The organism is Terrabacter sp. AAH1, from assembly GCF_054456855.1.
In genome coordinates, this window is sequence record NZ_JBTJJV010000011.1 from 110,390 (window position 1) to 128,680 (window position 18,291).

14 protein-coding genes are annotated in these 18,291 nt (G+C 69.5%); 9 read left to right on the top strand and 5 right to left on the bottom strand.

From position 1 onward, the window contains the following. The first annotated feature begins 110 nt into the window (after positions 1 to 110). From ACXR8F_RS16305 to ACXR8F_RS16340, 8 genes are all read left to right on the top strand, one after another. Entirely contained in the window at positions 111 to 1,640 is a 1,530-nt protein-coding gene (locus ACXR8F_RS16305) for a helix-turn-helix domain-containing protein (RefSeq protein ID WP_458801999.1), read from the top strand. A 112-nt stretch (positions 1,641 to 1,752) separates the two neighbouring features. Further along, positions 1,753 to 2,397 carry a TetR family transcriptional regulator gene (locus tag ACXR8F_RS16310; RefSeq protein ID WP_458802001.1) on the top strand — a complete coding sequence of 215 codons (645 nt, stop codon included), beginning with the start codon at positions 1,753 to 1,755 and terminating at the stop codon, positions 2,395 to 2,397. 25 nt (positions 2,398 to 2,422) lie between these two features. Further along, positions 2,423 to 2,746: a LysR family transcriptional regulator gene (locus ACXR8F_RS16315; protein ID WP_458802003.1), complete on the top strand. Its 324-nt coding sequence runs from the start codon at positions 2,423 to 2,425 to the stop codon at positions 2,744 to 2,746. A gap of 259 nt (positions 2,747 to 3,005) precedes the next feature. Then, positions 3,006 to 3,926, top strand: coding sequence for an alpha/beta fold hydrolase (locus ACXR8F_RS16320; protein ID WP_458802005.1), 921 nt, complete (start codon positions 3,006 to 3,008; stop codon positions 3,924 to 3,926). A 184-nt stretch (positions 3,927 to 4,110) separates the two neighbouring features. After that, positions 4,111 to 5,031: an alpha/beta fold hydrolase gene (locus ACXR8F_RS16325; protein ID WP_458802006.1), complete on the top strand. Its 921-nt coding sequence runs from the start codon at positions 4,111 to 4,113 to the stop codon at positions 5,029 to 5,031. A 53-nt stretch (positions 5,032 to 5,084) separates the two neighbouring features. Next, the gene (locus ACXR8F_RS16330) at positions 5,085 to 5,198 is read left to right on the top strand and encodes a DUF6510 family protein (RefSeq protein ID WP_458802008.1); all 114 of its coding nucleotides are present in this window, start codon (positions 5,085 to 5,087) and stop codon (positions 5,196 to 5,198) included. A 106-nt stretch (positions 5,199 to 5,304) separates the two neighbouring features. Continuing rightward, positions 5,305 to 5,907 carry an NAD(P)H:quinone oxidoreductase gene (gene wrbA, locus ACXR8F_RS16335; protein ID WP_458802010.1) on the top strand — a complete coding sequence of 201 codons (603 nt, stop codon included), beginning with the start codon at positions 5,305 to 5,307 and terminating at the stop codon, positions 5,905 to 5,907. A gap of 45 nt (positions 5,908 to 5,952) precedes the next feature. Beyond that, entirely contained in the window at positions 5,953 to 6,903 is a 951-nt protein-coding gene (locus ACXR8F_RS16340) for an adenine nucleotide alpha hydrolase family protein (RefSeq protein WP_458802012.1), read from the top strand. A gap of 75 nt (positions 6,904 to 6,978) precedes the next feature. Here the strand turns inward: ACXR8F_RS16340 and ctaD are convergent, their stop codons facing one another. From ctaD to ACXR8F_RS16365, 5 genes are all read right to left on the bottom strand, one after another. Continuing rightward, entirely contained in the window at positions 6,979 to 8,577 is a 1,599-nt protein-coding gene (gene ctaD, locus ACXR8F_RS16345) for an aa3-type cytochrome oxidase subunit I (protein WP_458802064.1), read from the bottom strand. 84 nt (positions 8,578 to 8,661) lie between these two features. Further along, the gene (locus ACXR8F_RS16350) at positions 8,662 to 9,525 is read right to left on the bottom strand and encodes an alpha/beta fold hydrolase (protein WP_458802013.1); all 864 of its coding nucleotides are present in this window, start codon (positions 9,523 to 9,525) and stop codon (positions 8,662 to 8,664) included. 210 nt (positions 9,526 to 9,735) lie between these two features. Beyond that, positions 9,736 to 11,055 (bottom strand): MFS transporter, encoded by a 1,320-nt coding sequence (locus ACXR8F_RS16355; RefSeq protein ID WP_458802015.1) that lies wholly within the window; start codon positions 11,053 to 11,055, stop codon positions 9,736 to 9,738. A gap of 164 nt (positions 11,056 to 11,219) precedes the next feature. Further along, positions 11,220 to 14,024, bottom strand: coding sequence for an AAA family ATPase (locus tag ACXR8F_RS16360; RefSeq protein ID WP_458802017.1), 2,805 nt, complete (start codon positions 14,022 to 14,024; stop codon positions 11,220 to 11,222). After that, positions 14,021 to 17,005, bottom strand: a complete 2,985-nt coding sequence (locus ACXR8F_RS16365) for a helix-turn-helix transcriptional regulator (protein ID WP_458802019.1) — start codon at positions 17,003 to 17,005, stop codon at positions 14,021 to 14,023. The genes ACXR8F_RS16360 and ACXR8F_RS16365 overlap by 4 nt, the downstream gene beginning before the upstream one ends. Positions 17,006 to 17,552: 547 nt before the next feature. On the opposite strand from ACXR8F_RS16365, the gene ACXR8F_RS16370 reads away from it, so the two are divergent. After that, on the top strand, positions 17,553 to 18,287 hold the full coding sequence (locus tag ACXR8F_RS16370; RefSeq protein ID WP_458802021.1) for an alpha/beta fold hydrolase: 735 nt from the start codon (positions 17,553 to 17,555) through the stop codon (positions 18,285 to 18,287). Positions 18,288 to 18,291 lie beyond the last annotated feature (4 nt).

Genomic DNA, 18,291 nt, shown 5'->3' on the forward strand with positions numbered 1-18,291 from the left:
TACGGACGAAGCGCCACGAACCGGACGATCCGGTTCGTGGCGCTCGGCGGTTCCGGCGCGTCCCGCGCGGCGGATTTGCCCTATCTCATATATGAGTTAGCCTCGTCGTCGTGCCCAAGACCTACCTCACTCGTATCGGAACCCTCATCCGCGACGCCCGTCGCCACAAGGGGATGACCCAGTCGGAACTCGCGGAGCTGCTCGGCACCTCCCAGAGCGCCGTCACACGCATCGAGCAGGGCAAGCAGAACCTCAGCCTCGACATGCTCGCCAAGATCGGCGACGCCCTCGACTCCGAGTTCGTCTCGGTCGGCCACTCCGGCCCCCAGCACCTGCGCATCGTCGGAGGCCAGAAGCTCACCGGCTCCATCGACGTCAAGACGAGCAAGAACGCTGCAGTGGCCCTGCTCTGCGCGTCGCTGCTCAACCGCGGCCGCACCACGCTGCGCAACCTGGCCCGCATCGAGGAGGTCAACCGCATCCTCGAGGTGCTCGCCTCGATCGGTGTGCGCACGCGCTGGCTGCCCGACAGCAGCGACCTCGAGATCATCCCTCCGGCCGAGCTCAACCTCGACGACATCGACGTCGCCGCCGCCCGCCGCACGCGCACCGTCATCATGTTCCTCGGCCCGCTCCTGCACGAGCTCGAGTCCTTCCAGCTGCCGTATGCCGGCGGCTGCGACCTCGGCACCCGCACCGTCGAGCCGCACCTGAGCGCGCTCCGGTCGTTCGGTCTCGAGGTCACCGCGACCCACGGCTTCTACGAGGCGCGCTCCGACCGGTCGGTCAACCCCGACCGCGCCATCGTGCTCACCGAGCGCGGCGACACGGTCACCGAGAACGTGCTCATGGCGGCAGCCCGCCACGCCGGCACGACCGTCATCCGCAACGCGAGCCCCAACTACATGGTCCAGGACCTCTGCTTCTTCCTGGAGAAGCTCGGGGTGCGCATCGAGGGCATCGGCACCACCACCCTGACGGTGACCGGGCTCGCCGAGATCGACGTCGACGTCGAGTACGCCCCTAGCGAGGACCCCATCGAGGCCATGAGCCTCATCGCGGCCGCCGTCGTCACCGACTCGTCGATCACGATCCGCCGCGTGCCGATCGAGTTCATCGAGATCGAGCTCGCGACCCTCGACGGCATGGGGATGAAGTACAACCTCACGGGTGAGTACACGTCGGCGAACGGCAAGACCCGCCTCGTGGACCTGACGACGATCCCCGGCCCGCTCAAGGCGCCGACCGACAAGATCCACCCGATGCCCTTCCCGGGGCTCAACATCGACAACCTGCCGTTCTTCGCGCTCATCGGCGCCGTCGCCGAGGGCAGCACGATGATCCACGACTGGGTCTACGAGAACCGCGCCATCTACCTCACCGAGCTGACGAAGGTCGGCGCGCGCGTCCAGCTGCTCGACCCGCACCGGGTCATCGTCGAGGGACCCACCCGTTGGCGCGCCGCAGAGGTCATGTGCCCGCCCGCGCTGCGCCCCGGCGTCGTCGTGCTGCTCGCCATGCTCGCGGCGCCCGGCACGTCGGTGCTGCGCAACGTCTACGTGATCAACCGCGGCTACGAGGACCTCGCCGAGCGGCTCAACGCGCTCGGCGCCACCATCGAGGTCTTCCGCGACATCTGAGATTCTCCGTGCGGGTCAGAACGGAAACCGTTCTGACCTGCACGGACGCTGTTCGGCTGAGACGCGAGACTGGTCATGCGAATCCTGAAACGTTGTGGCGTACCGTCGAAGCGTGCAATCTCGTCAGTGCCGCGGCTTCGAATGCGCTGATCCAGGGGGGACGAAGCCGAAGTACCTGTTGGAGAGGTCGCGGCGGCGCGATCAGTCCCGGCAGCGGGTGGAAGCCGTCGCGCTCAACCTGTTCACCCAGCGTGGCTTCTCCGAGGTCACGGTGGAGGAGGTGTGCGCTGAGGCGGGGATCGCGACGGCGACCTTCTACCGCTATTTCGGTTCGAAGGAGGACGTCTTCTTCGGCTACGAGTCGATGTTCCTCGACGAGGTCTCGCGCTGTGTGGAGCGCCTGGACATCTCAACGTCCCCGGCACAGCAGCTCTTGCGGTTCGTCGAGGATTTCGCCGCATTCCTCGAAACCCAGCGCGAATCCCTCGCTCAGCGAGACGGCATGGTCCGCAGCGTGCCGGCGCTCTGGGCGCGCACCATGGCGAATCAGCGCCATTGGGAGCTCACTCTCGCGACGTCGCTCGCAGCTCGACGCGGGCACGACGAACCCGATGAGGACGACGAGCTCGACGCATCCCTGTGCCTGGTGGTCCTGCGCGGCGCGTTGCGAGCCTGGCGGACGAATCCCTCCGAGCCGCTGGCGCACGCAGCAGCCGAAGTCGCAGTCCGACTGCGACACCGCATCCGCGAAGGTTAGACAGGGTCATGGCAGCCCGAACCTGGTGAGAGGTACTCTCACCACCGAGGTGATGCTCATGGAGTCACGAGAGCTGCGCTACTTCGTCACCGTGGCGGAAGAGGGAAACTTCACGCGCGCGGCGGCGCGGCTCTTCATGACGCAGCCGGCTCTGAGCCGCGCCATCAGGCAGATCGAGCGGGACGTGGGCTCGGCGCTGTTCCTCAGATCCAACAAGGGGGCCACTCTCACGTTCGCCGGACAGGTGCTGCTGCGCGAGGGGCGCTCCGTTCTCGAGGGACTCGACCTCGCAGAGACGCTCGCGCGCGAGGCCGGCGACAAGGCGTGGGCTCCGCCCCAGCCAGCCTGAACGGGGCGGCTGGGACACCGCCTCGCGTGCAGGGCCTGTCGGGCTCCCGTCGTCTTCTGAGGACTCGGTCTCGTCTCGTCGACTGCTGAGTCGTCTGTGCCTCATCGCAGTCATTCGACCGATTCCGACAGGCCCGGCCCCGGCGCACGATCAACACGCGCAGTCGGCGCTGACGTCCTCATCTGGCTTGCAGCGCACCGGACGCCGAATGGTGGGCGCCGGGCCCGCGCACCAACGTCCCCTCGCGCAAAGGATCGCCATGACCAACATCCCCTCCCCTCCGCCCAGTGCGCCCACCCATAGGGCCATCGAGGCCTCGACGCAGAGCGCCGCCCCGAGTCGGCGGTCGCTGTTGCGAGCCACCGCTGCGGTCGGCACCGTCGCTGGGCTGAGCGTCGCCAGCAATGCCGGCAGCGCCCGCGGGGACGATCACGTCCCCGCGTCCGCACCGCACCATCGTCACGCCGCAGCGACCATCGTCACGGCCCACGGCGCGTTCGCGGAGTCGTCCAGCTGGGACGAGGTGGTGACCATCCTCCAGCGTCGCGGTCACCACGTCGTGAGCGTCGCAGTGCCTCTGCGCGGGGTCGCGTCCGACGCCACGTACTTCAGCGATGTCGTACGCTCCCTGCCGGGCCCGCTGGTGCTCGTCGGGCACTCGTACGGCGGTGTCGTCATCAGCAACACTCCTCTGGCCGCCGGTGACGTCCGCGGCCTCGTCTACGTCTCCGGGCTCGCCGGAGACACTGGAGAAACCAGCGCGGACCTGGTGGGAAAGTTCCCGGGCAGCACCCTCGGACCCACGCTGACCTCCGTCGCGCTCACCACCGGAGGCCGCGACCTCTACATCGACCAGGCCAAGTACCACGAGCAGTTCTGCGCAGATCTCAGCAGCCGCAAGGCCGCCCAGATGGCCACAAGTCAGCGGCCCATCCTCGAGTCGGCCTTCACCGAGCCGTTCGGGCCACACCCGCTGTGGAAGAGCGTCCCGTCACGGTTTCTCTGGGGCGAGCTCGACCGCAACATCCCGCGACGAGCCCACGTGTTCATGTCCCGACGTGCTCGGGCCGTCGAGGCCATCGAGGTGCCAGGCGCCTCACACGTCGTCGGCATCTCCCACCCGCGCTTGACGGCAGCGCTGATCGAACGCGCCGCCCGGGCCGCCGTCCGTACCCGCTGAACACCCGGCCACCACCCCCGCGCCGGCCCCACGGCTTCCCCTGCGAACGGGGAGGCCGTGGCGGCACCTCCGGAAGAGGCGAAGAATGACCTCCGCACCCTCGGGTTCCGACCGACTCGTCGAGTCGAAGCCCGCCTCTGGACGTGACCTGAACGCAACGCCGCGAATGGGACCCGTCCACCGGGTGAGGACCACCGTCCTGGACGTCGCGTACGTGGAGCAGGGCCCGGCCGAAGGACCACCCGTCGTACTGCTGCACGGATTCCCGTACGACATCCACTCGTACGAGACGGTCGCGCCGAAGCTGGCGCAGGCCGGGATGCGGGTCATCGTGCCGTTCCTACGTGGCCACGGTGCCACCCAGTCCCTCGGTGACAGTGCCGCACGGTCAGGCGAGCAGGCAGCCCTGGGCACCGACGTGCTCGAGCTGCTCGACGCGCTGGGCATCGACAGCGCGGTCTTGGCCGGCTACGACTGGGGAGCCCGAGCAGCCTGCGTGGTCGCGGCCCTGTGGCCAGCCCGCTGCACGGGGCTCGTCTCCGTCAACAGCTACCTCATCCAGGACCTGACGTCCGCGAACCAGCCGCTGCCGCCGGTGCTGGAGGCCGGGTTCTGGTACTTCTGGTACTTCGCCACCGTCCGTGGCGAGAACGCGCTTCGCGCCGACCCTCGTGGCATCGCCGAGGTCATCTGGCTGCGCAACTCCCCCGCCTGGAACTTCGACGAGCAGACCTTGGCTCGCACCGCAGAGGCGTTCGACAACGCGGACTATGCCGATGTCGTCCTGCACTCCTACCGCCACCGGCTCGGGCTCGCGGGCGGACACCCCCGGTACGCCTCGGTGCAGACGGCGCTGAGTGCGCTACCCGTCATCTCGGTGCCAGCGGTGACCCTCGACGGGCTCGCTGACGGGAACTTCCCCGCAACCGACGAGGGAGCTGCGGCCGGGCACTTCACTGGTCCGCGCGTGCACCGGCACGTCGCGAACGCCGGGCACAACCTGCCCCAGGAGGCGCCGCACGCGTTCGCCGAGGCCGTCCGCGAGGTCCTGGGCCTCGCTCGTGCCGGTCAGGATGGTCGGGTCGCGCACTCGATTGACGGATGACCGGTCTGCCCCAGCACAGGCACGCTCACGGTCATCGCGGAGACGGGAGCCCGATGGGCCTCATCGCCCGTTGCCGCTCGTGCCACCAGGTCCTGCTGCGTGCCACCGTCATCGACAGCGCCATCACCGTGGACCTGCGCGGGATTACCCGGCTGAGTGTCCGATGAGAGCCACAGCGCAGTCATCCTGCCGATGAGGCACCTGCGGCCCGTCCCGCATGCTGTCGGCACAGGGCAGTCAGTTCGACTGCTCCCCAGAGGGATTGGACCCGCCATGGCATCACGAGTCTCGGTCATCTACTACTCCGCGACCGGCTCGGTCCACGCCCTGGCGAACGCCGTCGCCGCCGGGGCTGTGAACGCGGGTGCGGAAGTGCGCCTGCGCCGCGTACCTGAGCTGGCCGGCGAAGCGGCCATCGACGCAAACCCGGCCTGGCGACGTCACGTCGACGAGACGAAGCTCGCCGTCGAGGAGGCCGCGCTGGAGGATCTCGAGTGGGCCGACGCATACGCCTTCGGCACGCCGACGCGGTTCGGGCTGCCGGCCGCTCAGCTGAAGCAGTTCATGGACCAGACCGGCGGGCTCTGGCAGCAAGGCGTCATGGCCGGCAGGCCCGCGACCACCTTCACCTCCTCGCAGAACCTGCACGGCGGCCAGGAGAGCACGATCCTGGCCCTGAACAACGTCCTCTACCACTGGGGGTGCTTGATCGTGCCGCCTGGCTACACCGACGCCGTCCTCTTCCCCGCCGGGGGCAACCCGTACGGCACTTCGTCCACCGGCACCGAAGGACAACCGGACGCGGATGTGCTCGCCGCCGCCGAGTACCAGGGTCGGCTGCTCACACAGACCACCGAACGTCTGGCCCACCACTGACCCGCCCCTGCGCGGAGATCCGACACCTGCACCAGAGGGCAACTCATGCGGTCACGACCCCGACGGCACTCCATCGCCCCCGGGCCCTGGGCCCTTTCGCTTCCCTCAGCACGCGAGCCTCGGGATGCGCCGGTCGTCGTCGAGGTCACCAGTGACCGCGACGTCGACGCGCTGCTGTGGGCGGCTGCCGAGGCTGCCTTCGTGGGGGCGCCGCTGCGCGTCGTGCACCCCGTCCCGGTGGGGGCGCTCTCACCGAGGGCCGCGACGGTGCTGACCGGACAGACATTCGTGCGTCCAGCCGGGACCTTCGAGGAGGCCGGCCGACGCGTGCTCGAGTGGGCGCTCAAGCAGGCCAACGAGATTGCGCCCGAGTTGGCGGCAACAGGGTGCCTGTCGCCGGGCCGTCCGCTCGATGTGTTCGCGGAGGCATCCGAGAACGCTCGCCTCGTCGTCGTGGGGCGCTCGTGGACACCACGAGCGCCCTGGCGCCCGGCGGGCCTGTCGCCGTGGCGGCGCCTGACGGACCTCAGCGCCACACCGGTGGTCGTAGCCGGTCTCGCCCGCCCCGGCGCACCCGGTCAGCCGACCGGGAGCCTCCTGGTCGTCATCAGCCCGCACGACAAGGAGTCTGGCCTGCTCGATGCCTCCTTCAGCGCAGCGCAACGTCGGGGGGTCGGCGTGACCATCATGCTGCTGTCCGAGCCGTCGCTGGGCTCGCAACCGCGTCTCGTGAAGGTCACGTTGAGCGCCGAGAGCGTGTCGACGCGTGTGAACGCGGGACGCGTCGATCCCGGGCGTGCCCGCGCGTGCCGTGCACCAGACGCCGCGGCGATCGAGCATGTGATCGCTGGCGAAGCCCGCGGCGCAGCTCTCCTGGTCGTCGGAGTCCGCCGCAGCGACGCTCACCGTTCATGGGTCCGGCGCGCACAGCTGGTCGACCGTCTCGTCCTCAGGGCAACGGTCCCCGTGATGCTGGTGCCCACCTGCGAGCGTTGAGCGCGTTCCACGCGTGGCCTTCGCTGCTCGTCAAGACGTGGCCTCATGGCCTCGCTACCAAACGGCAGCGCCGGCTCAGAGCCGCTCGATGGCTCCGGCGTGCGGGTGGTGCAGGTCGAACGCGGGGCGCTCGGAGCGGATTGGTGGCAGGGACGTGAAGTTGTGCCTTGGCGGCGGGCAGGAGGTGGCCCACTCCAGCGACATCCCGTAACCCCACGGGTCGCCGGTGTCGACCCGCGTGCCGTGCCGCCAGCTCCTCCAGACGTTCCACAGGAAGGGGATGGTGGAGGCACCGAGCAGGAACGCACCAGCGCTTGAGACAAGGTTGGCTGCCTGAAAGCCCTCCTCGGGGAGGTAGTCGGCGTAGCGACGGGCCATCCCCTCGATCCCGAGCCAGTGCTGGATCAGGAAGGTCGTGTGGAAGCCGGTGAAGAGCATCCAGAACTGGATCCTCGAGAGACGCTCGTCGAGCATCGTCCCGGTCAGCTTGGGCCACCAGAAGGCGAAGCCGGCGAACATCGCGAAGACGACGGTGCCGAAGACGGTGTAGTGGAAGTGCGCGACGACGAAGTAGCTGTCGTTGAGGTGGAAGTCCAGCGCAGGGCTGGACAGGATGATGCCGGTCAGGCCGCCGAAGAGGAACGTGACGAGAAAGCCCATCGACCACAGCATCGGCGCACTCATGACGACCTTGCCGCCCCACATCGTGCCGATCCAGTTGAAGAACTTGATGCCGGTCGGGACCGCGATCAGCATGGTCATCACGGAGAAGAACGGCAGCAGCACCTGCCCGGTCGCGTACATGTGATGCGCCCAGACACTCGCGGACAGGGCGGCGATCGCGATGACCGCGAAGACCATCGACTTGTAGCCGAAGAGCGGCTTGCGGGAGAAGACGGGGATGACCTCGCTGATGATCCCGAAGAACGGCAGCGCGATCACGTACACCTCGGGATGGCCGAAGAACCAGAAGAGGTGCTGCCACAGCATCGCACCGCTGTTCTCAGGCTGGAAGATCTGCGCGCCGAACCTGCGGTCGGCCCCGAGCAGGAACAGGGCCGCAGCGAGGAGCGGAAACGCGAGGATGACCAGCAGCGAGGTGACCAGCACCGTCCAGGTGAACATCGGCAACCGGAACATCGTCATCCCGGGGGCGCGCAGGCAGACGATCGTCGTGATGAAGTTGACGGCACCGAGGATCGTGCCGAAGCCGGCGAGGATGAGCCCGAAGACCCAGAGATCCCCGCCGAGTCCCGGGCTGTAGCTGACATCGGAAAGGGGCGCGTACGCGTACCAGCCGAAGCTGGCGGCGCCGTCCGGGGCCAGCAGCCCCGCACACACGGTCAGCGCGCCGAACAGGTAGAGCCAGTAGGCGAACATGTTGAGGCGCGGGAACGAGACGTCGGGGGCGCCGATCTGCAACGGCATGATCGCGTTGGCGAAGCCGGCGAACAACGGGGTCGCGAACAGCAGCAGCATGATCGTGCCGTGCATCGTGAAGAGCTGGTTGTACTGGGCCGGGTTGTCGACCACCTGCAACCCGGGGGCGACCAGCTCGGCTCGAATGAGCAGAGCCATGGCGCCGCCGAGCAGGAAGAAGACGAACGAGGTCCCCAGGTACAGGTTGCCGATGACCTTGTGATCGGTGGTGGTGAGCACGGCCACGACACTCACGCGCCGGGCCGGAGCGAGCTGGTGGGGCCTGCTCGCGTCGTGCTGCGTCGATGGACGGTCCGCGAGCTGTGTCACCGCCGGCGCCTACAGGACCTGGCCGAGGAACCCTCGGATGTAGCTGGAGATGGTGTCGAGCTGGCTCTCGAGCGCGAAGTGGCCGGCGTTGAGCAGATGGATCTCCGCGTCGGGCAGGTCGTCCTTGAAGGCCGGGGCTCCGGGCGCTCCGAAGATCTTGTCGTTGGCCCCCCAGACGGCGAGCAGAGGCACCTGGGTCTGCCGGAAGTACTCGTGCAGTGCGGGATAGCCGTCGATGTTGTTGATGTAGTCGTGGAACAGCTGGAACTGCACCCGGTCATTGCCGGGCCGGTCGAGAAATGCCTGGTCGATCGCCCAGCAGTCGGGGTCGACGAGGTCGGGCTGGTGGACGCCGTGAAGGTACTGCCACTTGGTGGCCTCGGCGCTGACGAGGAACCGCACTCCGGGCTCGGTCTCGGGTCCGGGGTTCTTGGCGTAGGCCCAGATCGGCTCCCAGAACTCCTCGACGAACCCGGCCTCGTACCCGTTGCCACTCTGGGTGATGATCGCGGTGACGCGCCCCGGCTGGGCGAGGGCAAGGCGCCACCCGATCGGCGCCCCGTAGTCGTGGACGTACATCGCGAAACTGCCGACCTTGAGCTTCTCGAGCAGCTTCGTGGTGACGTCGGCCAGGGCGTCGAAGGTGTACGGGAAATCGTCGAGGGACGGCATGGACGACTCCCCGAAGCCGACGTGGTCCGGTGCGATGACGTGGTACCGGTCGGCGAGGGCCGGGATGAGGTTGCGGAACATGCGCGAGCTGGTCGGGAACCCGTGCAGGAGGACCAGTGCGGGTGACTCTGGGTGGCCCGCTTCGCGGTAGAACACGCTCAGGCCGTCGATGTCGATGGTTCGGTGCTGGGTGGCAATCATGACTGCCAACTCCTCAGGAGGTGTGACGGTGCGCGCCCCGGCGATCAGGGGCGGGCCTGCGAGGTGTGAGCGGCGTTGGGACGGAGTGCGGTTCGAGACGAACGATGGTCGCGGCCAGCCGTTCACCGGCCCAGTTTCCGCACCACCACGACCGCGCTGCATCGGTCAGGCGACTGCGCCCCATCGAGAGCCCTGACGCGGCGCCCGCCGCTATTTGCGCCGATCCGAGGGTGCAGGTGCGGTGGCGACGACGTCCTCGATGACGACGGGGCGAGCCAGGTAGAGCCCGGTAGCGCACTGCGGGAGCGCCAGGGCAGCCAGCGCGTACAGCGGGAGGGTCCATGCTCCGGTGACAGCGTGCAGGACCCCGACGCCGAACGGGCCGACGATCGAGATCAGGTAGCCGACCGACTGGGTGAAGCCCGACAGTGCTGCGGTGCCCTCCTCCGTCCGTGCCTTCAGCCCGATGAGGAGCAGGCTGACGGGGAAGACGGCATTGGCGGCCCCCAGCAGCACCGCCCAGAGCCATGCCCCGCCCACCGGGGCGGCGACGAGCCCGAGGTAACCCACCGGGTAGAGCAGGGACAGCCCGCACACGAGCGCTCCCGGGTGGCCCGCCCGGGCGACCACGAGAGGCATGACGAGTGACAGCGGGACCACGGTGGCGGTGACCACGCCCAGCAGCATCCCGGCCGCCGAAGCGCTGAACCCCGCGTCACGGTAGATCTGCGCGAGCCACCCGAAGCCGGCGAAGGCCTGGACGGACTGCAGCCCGAAGAAGACGGCCATGACCCATCCGAGACGGGTCCGGGCGACTGCCCCGAGGGTGAGCCCGGACTGCCTGACCGGTTCTCCGTCCGCTCGTTCTCGTGCCGGATGGGGGGCGTCAACGCGTGCCCGCCGAGCTGGCGCCCAGGGGTGTGGAACCCGCCGCAGCAAACGGGCGACCGGCAAGAGGCCGACGCAGGCGACCGCACCCCACAGGGCCAGTCCCCACCGCCACGACCCGGCAAGGGTCGCGACCGGCACGGTCAGCGCGGAAGCGGCCAGGATGCCGCCGGCCAGAACGGTGGTGTAGATCGACGTCACCGGACCGACCCGCGATGCGAAATGGACGGTGACCAACGAGGGCAGCGCCACGTTGCCGATGGCCATGCCAGCAAACGCCACCGCGGACAGACTGAGGAACGACAGGCCCCCGGGAGCGGCCGACCGCGCCAGCAGCCCCACGGCGATGAGCGAGCTGGCCAGAACAGTGAGGTTTCGCAGGCCGATCCGCCCCTCGAGCCACGGTGTGACCGCTCCAACCACGCCGAAACACAGGACCGGCAGGGTGGTGAGGACGGGTACGAGCGTAGGTGTCAGGGCCAGGTCGTTCTGGACCTCCTCCAGGACGGGGCCGGCGCTGACCACTCCGGGGCGCAGGTTGAAGGCCAGCATGACGATGCACCCGAAGCCCACCCCGACGGGGACCCACCGCAGGAACGGGACGCTGCGTCGTGCGTCCTCTGCTCGGGCGTTCGTTGCCATGACGACCTCCGTTGCTTCGGGTGCCACGAGCGGCCGGTACGCACGAAAGCCCGGCGATCGGGATGGTTCTCGACGGCTCTCCGGACCCGACCCTGCGGCAGCACGGCGTCAGCGGCATCGGCTGTTCGACAGTGGGACGCACCCGCAAGACGGCGCAAGGGAGGTCAGGGCGCTGGCGGGGCGTGCCCGGTGCGGTCCGAGCGCGCGTCCAGCGCGCCGCGAAGCGCGGCCCGGGCGGTGACGCCGAGCTTGGGGAAGACGCGGTAGAGGATGGCGCCGACGCTGCGGTGCGACAGGAACAGCCGCTCGCCGATCTCACGGTTCGTCAGACCTGCCGCGGCAAGCTCAGCGACCTGCCTTTCCTGGGCCGTCAACGGATGCTCAGCGACCTCGGTGGCGGCGGGTGGGGTCGCCTCGCCCGCCATGCGAAGCTCTCGTTGGGTGCGTCGCAGCCACGGGTGCGCCCCGAGCTGCTCGAACCCGGCGTGGGCCGTGTGCAGGTGGTGACGCGCCTCGGCCATCTTGTGCTCGTGGCGCAGGCGCTCTCCGAAGTCGAGCTGGATGCGGGCCCGGTCGAAAGGCCACCGGGTGGTGCTGGAGTCTGCCAGCGCCTCGGCGAAAAGAGCGCCCGCCTCGTGTGGGTCGCGCGCCACAAGGGCTGCGCTGCCGGCGGTAAGCATGGCCAGCCTGCTGGAGATCTTGGGCAGCTCGGCATCACGCATGGCCGCCACGTGCGCGGTAGCGGCGTCAAGGTGGCCCGTCTTGACGGCCGCTTCCACGACGTCGTACAGCATCCAGAGGCGGTGGGGTGAGTACCGGCCCAGCTCGCCTGGCGGGCTGACCGCGGTCACATGAGTGAACGCCGCCTCGAAGTCCTCCAGCGCGATGGAGTGCAGCGTCCGCAGGTGCGCGGCGAAGCTCGTGCACAGGCCGGCGCCCCGTTCGCTGCCCCACACGGCCAACTCGTCGGCGGCCTGCAGGCCGTCGTCGAGGTCGCCTCGGCAGACCCGGACGAGCTGCTCCATGTAGCCCTTCAGGATGACCCGATAACGGCGGTACCCGTGGGTGTCCCCGAACGCGCTGCCTTCCGCGGCAAGGTCTAAGGCTTCGTCCCACTGGCCGGTGAGCCAGTCGTCGATGCAGCTCGAGATCAGAGCGTGAATGGCAAGTGCGACGCCCTCCCCTTGCCGGCCATCGTTGATGAGGCGCCAGAGCGCCGGCCGGCAACGGTCGAGACGGTCGGTGTAGAGCGCCGCCAGAGCCAGGCGAGTCACCCGGATCGGGTCGAGCTCCCCGGCCAGACCGGCCAACGCCGCGTCAAGTCCGTCCATGCCGCGCGCTGCATGTCTGACGGGGTCACCGAACATCCGGTGGCACACGTCGACGTCCGGAGGCACGTTCTCTCCCAGTCTGGCGACCGCTCGCTGGAACGGCTCCCAGAGGGATTCCCGACCACCGAACGAGCCCATGATCATCAGACTGTGGAGGGCGTCCATCAGGTGCGGGTCGGAGGGGTCGGACTTGCCCGGGTGGTTCTCGATGGCGCGGACCAGCAGATGGTGCGCGGCATCGACCTCGCACTGGCCGTTCAGCAGTAGGTACGAGGCGGTGATCGTCGCGGCCAACGAGCCGGTCAAGGCTGGCTCGAGCCGGGTAGCGTCCGCGAGCAGTTCTGCTGCTCGTCGCAGGTCGCCTGTGACGTTGGCGCCGACGAAGGCTGCCTGGATCTCTCGCTTGGCCCGCTGCCTACGGTCGGGGCTGAGCTCCGCCGCCCGCTGCAAGGCAGTCATCGCCTCTGACACCCCTCCCGTGGCGAGGGTGCGCACTGCCAGCGCCTCCAGGAGTGCCGCAACCTTCTCCTCCGGCTCGGTCGACGCGTCAGCCAGATGCCACGCGTGTGCGGCGGAGTCATGCGGGTACGCGCCGGCAAGAGCAAGATGGGCTGCGCGAAGCTGCTGCGGTGCGGCCTCCTGAACTACCGTCGCGCGCACGAGCGGATGCAGGAACTCGAGCCGTGGCGGGAGGTCCCGCACGCGGACCAGTCCGGCTGCCTCGGCGGCGACAACGCCATGCAGGTCCCGGTCCGGGGAGGCGCTCTGGAGGATCGACAGTTCGCCGTCAGCCCCGTTCAGAGCGGCCATGAGCAGTTGGGCTCGTGCGCCCTCGGGTAGTTTCCCGATCCGGTCGCCGAAGAGGCGCGTGAGCCGGGCAGCCACCGGTAGACGGGTGGGAAGCGGAGCATCCCCGGATCGGTGCGCAGCCGTGAGCGCCATCGGCATCTCCAGCAGGGCGAGAGGTAAGCCTCCGGCCTCGTCAACGATGCGTGCTCGGACCGGCGCAGCGAGCTGCGGGAACCGACTTCGGAGCAGCGCGTCGGCCTCGTTCTGGTCGAGCGGACGCAGTTCGCTGTCGGGAAGCCCTGCCAGCAGTAGCGGCGCCTGCGTGCCGCCCCGCACCGTGGCCAGCATGCCCACCCTGCTTCCTCGCAGTCGCCGGGCGACGAAGGCGATGACCTCCGCGCTGGCCTGGTCCAGCCAGTGGGCGTCGTCCAGCAGTAGCAGCAGCGGCCGGGCGAGAGAAGCGTGCTGCAGGAGCTCGAGTGTGGCCGCGGCCAGGACCTCACGCCGAGCCGGGGGCCCTTCGCGCAACCGCAGGGCGACCTTCAGTGTCGACTGGGTACTCCGCGGGAGCTCACCCAGGCCGTCGCGGAGAGGGGCCAACAGCCGAGCCAACGAGATGAACGGGTCGGGCCGGTCGAACTCTGTCGAGATGACGGTGTGCACCGTGACCTTGGCTTCGGTAGCAAGGTCGGCGGCGACACCCAGCAGCGCGGTCTTGCCGACCCCGGGCGGCCCGGTCAGCAGCATCGCTGCGCCGCCCCCCTGGACATGGGCGACGAAGTCACGTAGTTGCGCGATCTCGGCGGCACGACCCGTCAGATGGGGCGGTTTTGGAATCACGACACTCATCCGCCATCAAGCGTCGGAATGGTACGCAGGCTGCCCGAGGTATGCCGTGCAGGTCCGCTCGACCGCCGCGCGGACTGGGCTGTGGCGCCGGATGCCGCGTCTTGGCTGAGAGCCGGGTCACGGGCCGGTGCGCCCGCCGGGGCGACGACCGCTTCGTCGGGCACGTCGTCGGCCAGGGCGTCGGTCAGGGATGCTCGCGTGCGGACGCCGAGCTTGCCGAAGATGTTGCGTAGGTGCGCCCCGACGGTCCGTGGCGAGATCTGCAGCCGGCTGGCGATGGCTTTGTTGGTCATGCCGGTAGCAGCCAGGTGGGCCACCACGCGTTCCTGGGCGGTGAGTATGCCGGGGCCGGCGGACGCCTGGATGGACTTGATGGGGCTGGTCGCGAGCAGCTCGGTGCGGGCCTGCGCGGCCCACCCGTGTGCCGAGAGCCGTTCGAAGCCGGCCAAGGCCTCCTCGAGATGACGGCGCGCCTCCGAAGTGAACCGGGCTCGACGCAGCCCCTGTCCGTAACGAAGCTCGATCCTGGCCAGGTCGAACGGCCACCGGCCGGCGTCCGGGACTGCGAGCGCGGCCTCGAACAGGTCACGGTCGAACGCTCTGGCGGCGATGGCGGTCGCGCCCGCCACGACCAAAGCGCACCGGCTGGACAGAGCGCCCAGGTCATGCGCGTGCATCGCGTCGACATGGGCGGCGGCCTCCTCCGGGTGCTGTGACAGCACCGCGGCCTCGACGAGGTCCAGCGACATCCAGATCGTCCAGGCCCGATGGGGCGCGAAGGTGCCCGGCTGGCACACGGTGGCGACCTCGCGGTAGGCGCGGTCGAAGTCGCCGGCCCCCAGCAAGAGGATGGTCCGGGCGTGGGCCGCATAGACCTGCGCGATCCGGATTCCTCGCGGCAGCGCCCAACCGAGCAGGTGCGAGCAGGTGCGTGCCACCGCTTCCGAGTCGCCACGGGCGGCCGCAAGCATCGCAAGCGAGAACTCGAACGGGGCCGTGTAGAGCAGGTGACCGCTTTGCTCGCACAGGGCCATCCCCGCACGGGCCCATCGTTCCCCTTCGGCCCAGTGGCCGGTCTTGATGCACTGTGTGGACAGCAACGAGAGCGCCAGGATGCCGGGGCCGACGGGCCCCCCGGATTGCGCGTCCTGCGCCTGCCTGAGCAGCAGCGCCCGGACCTCGTCGACCCGGTCGAGGTAGAAGCCCGCCATCGCCAACCGGCCAATGCGGTTCGCGTCGCTGTGCTCATCCAGCCCGGCCAGCGCCGCGTCCAGACGCGGCAGCGCCCGTGAGGCGGTCCGGACCGGGTCGGCCAGCGTGTCGATGCACAGCTCGAGGTCAGGGAACTCGGCCAGATCGACGCCGGCCACGACCGTGTGGAACGTCGCCCACGTCCGCTCGTCGCAGGCGTAGAGGCACAGGTTCAGCAGGTGATGCAGCGCTTCAGCGACCTCATCAGGGTTGACGCTTCCAGAGAGAGCCATTGAGGTATCGGCACGGCTGCCCGCACGGTCGGTCATCTGCTGGAGCGCCAGGGCGATGGCGGGGGTCAGCACCCGCTGGGCGTTGGCCAGCTCGCCGCTGGTGCTCATGAGCACCTGGGCGGCCACCGTCGCGGCCGGAACGGTGGCCAGGACCGAAGGATGCACCTGCTGTGCTTGAGCCAGCAGCCGGGAGGCCTGCTGCATGCTCCCGAGGGAGCCCGCACCGACGGATGCAGCGCGGGTAAGCCGCCGCGCCCGTCCGGCGAGTGAGGTGCTCAGCTGCGCCGCGAGCAGGTGGGACTGGATCGCCAGGTCCGGGCGACCGCGGCGCAGCGCGCGTTCGGCGGCGCTCTCGAGCAGGCCGGCGACCTCGTCGTCGGGTCCGATGGCGCCGGCGGCCAGGTGCCACGCGTACCGGTCGTCGTGGGTCTTCAGGTGGTGCGCCAGCACGACGTGGGCGGCGCGACGGGCGCTGCTCGTCGACAGGCGAAGCACGGTCGGACCGATCAGCGGGTGACGGAAACGGATCGCTCCGGTACGCGCGTCGGTGCGGATGAGCCCGAGTTCCTCGGCTGCGATGAGGCCGGCCCGTTCCTCCTCACCCAGGTCAGCCATGAGGTCCGCGTGCCCGTCATCGAGCGCTGCGAGCAGCAGGACCTGCCGTGCCGCCGAGGGCAGCTCGAGGATCTGCTCGGAGTGCAGACGCTCCAGCCTCGGGCTGAGCGGGACCGCGTCAACGCTCGGCGCGGACCCACTCAGCTCGGCTTCGCTCATGGCGGCTGGCAGCTCGACGAGCGCCAACGGGTTCCCGGCAGCCGCGGTGACCAGCGAGGCCAGGACTGGCGCGGAGACAGCGGGGCTCACTCGCCGGACGAGCGCCCGGCCGAGCACGCCACCCAAGGGTCTCAGCCGCCGAACTGGCCACGCGCCGGACGGCACGGACAGCCGGACGGCTGATGGTTGAGGTCTGCGCGCGGCAAGCAGCCCGACCCCCGGCGTGGGGGCGGCCAGCATGCTCGAGGAGAGAACCCGCTCGCTCTCCGCGTCGAGCCATTGGAGGTCATCGACCATCACCAACACGGGGCCGTCGACGCGGCGGAGCAGCTCGCGCAAGGCAATGGCGACCGCGTCGATCCGCGCCGGGACAGCCGTCTCGAAACCCAAGGCGACGTCGAGGCCGGCGCGCATCTCAGGGGGCAGCCGCGCGGTGAGATCCCGCACGGGTGTGAGCAGCTGCCCCACCGCCGCCAACGGGATGTCCTGCTCCGACTTGGTCCCTTCAGCCCGCCAGACCTCGAATCCTCGGGCTGCGGCCGCCTGCCCCGCCCAGTCCAGCAGGGAGGTCTTGCCCAGCCCGGCCGGTCCCTCCAGGCACAGGCTGCCGCCGCGTTCCGGAATCTGCTCGAGCAGCTCCTCGAGCATGGCGAACTCGGACTCTCGGCCGAGCAGACCACCGGCCTGGCCCGGTCCGAGGGCAGACGGGAGCACCGTCACCACCAACACTCCTTCGGCAATCGGGCCGCTGCCTCCGGCAGCGCCAGCACTCCCCGGCGGTGGCAGTCACTCGCGCGATGCGACCGAACCGAGGTGGAGCCGGGTCTCAAGTACTGCGGAGCGTCCACCATCCCGCCGAGCGGAAGGGGCTGTCCACCATCGAGGGCCGTTGCGGACATGCCCATCGGGCATGCCCGTTTTGTGAGCGATGGGCTCTCCGGAGAACGGTCGCGGGACCGGCGAGGCTCGCAGCTGAGCGACCAACCGCACCGTGCACGTGAGTCGTTCGGCGGCGAGCGCCCGCGCAGTCGCATGGCCGATGACTGAAGACCACAGCGCCCGGCAGCATCAGGGTTTGCGGGGCAACCCGTCATCAGCCGGCGGTGAGCACAGCTGCACCGAGGATCCCGGCCGATGCCCGAAGCCACCGAACGACCCGGTGCGGGCTGCCCTGTCAGCGCCGGCGTGGTAGCTCGTGCCGCCGGTAGCGACCGGGGTCCGAGCGCAGCAGGGTCGTTCGCCGTCGAGACACTCCCGAAGGAGCCGGATCATGACCGACACCACACCAGCAACCGCCCCGATCACCGTCGCCCTGGTGCACGGCGCCTTCGCCGACAGCTCCGGATGGAGCGGCGTCGTCGAGCAGCTCCAGGCCGAGTTCGTCAATGTGCAGGCCATCATCAACCCCCTGCGAGGGATCGCCCACGACTCCGCGTACGTGGCCAGCGCCCTCGAGCAGATCCCGGGCCGTGTCCTGGCTGTCGGGCACTCCTACGGCGGCGCCATCATCACCAACGCTGCCACCCGAGCCAACAACGTCATCGGGCTGGTCTACGTCGCCGCGTTCGCGCCCGACGAGGGCGAGGTCCTGGGCGACGTCACCGCGGACTCCAAGGACTCCGTCCTCAACACCGCCCTCGTGGAGCTGCAGTACCCGACCGCAGACGGAGGCCGCGCGATTGAGTACGCCATCCATCCCGACCACTTCCACCGCGCGTTTGCTGCCGACGTCTCCGAGACCGAAGCGCGTGTCATGGCTGCGGTTCAGCGACCTGTCGCGGCCGCCGCCTTCACCGACAAGTCCGGCCCTCCCGCGTGGAAGACGCTGCCGTCCTGGGCGGTCGTTGCGGCTGCCGACACGGCCGCGGGCGCCGACGTCGTCCGCGCCATGGCCAAGCGCGCCAACGCCATCGCGGTCGAGGTCGACGCCTCACACGTCGTCATGGTCTCGCAGCCCACGGCCGTCACCACCGTCATCCACAAGGCCCTGGAAGCCTTGACCTGACCGG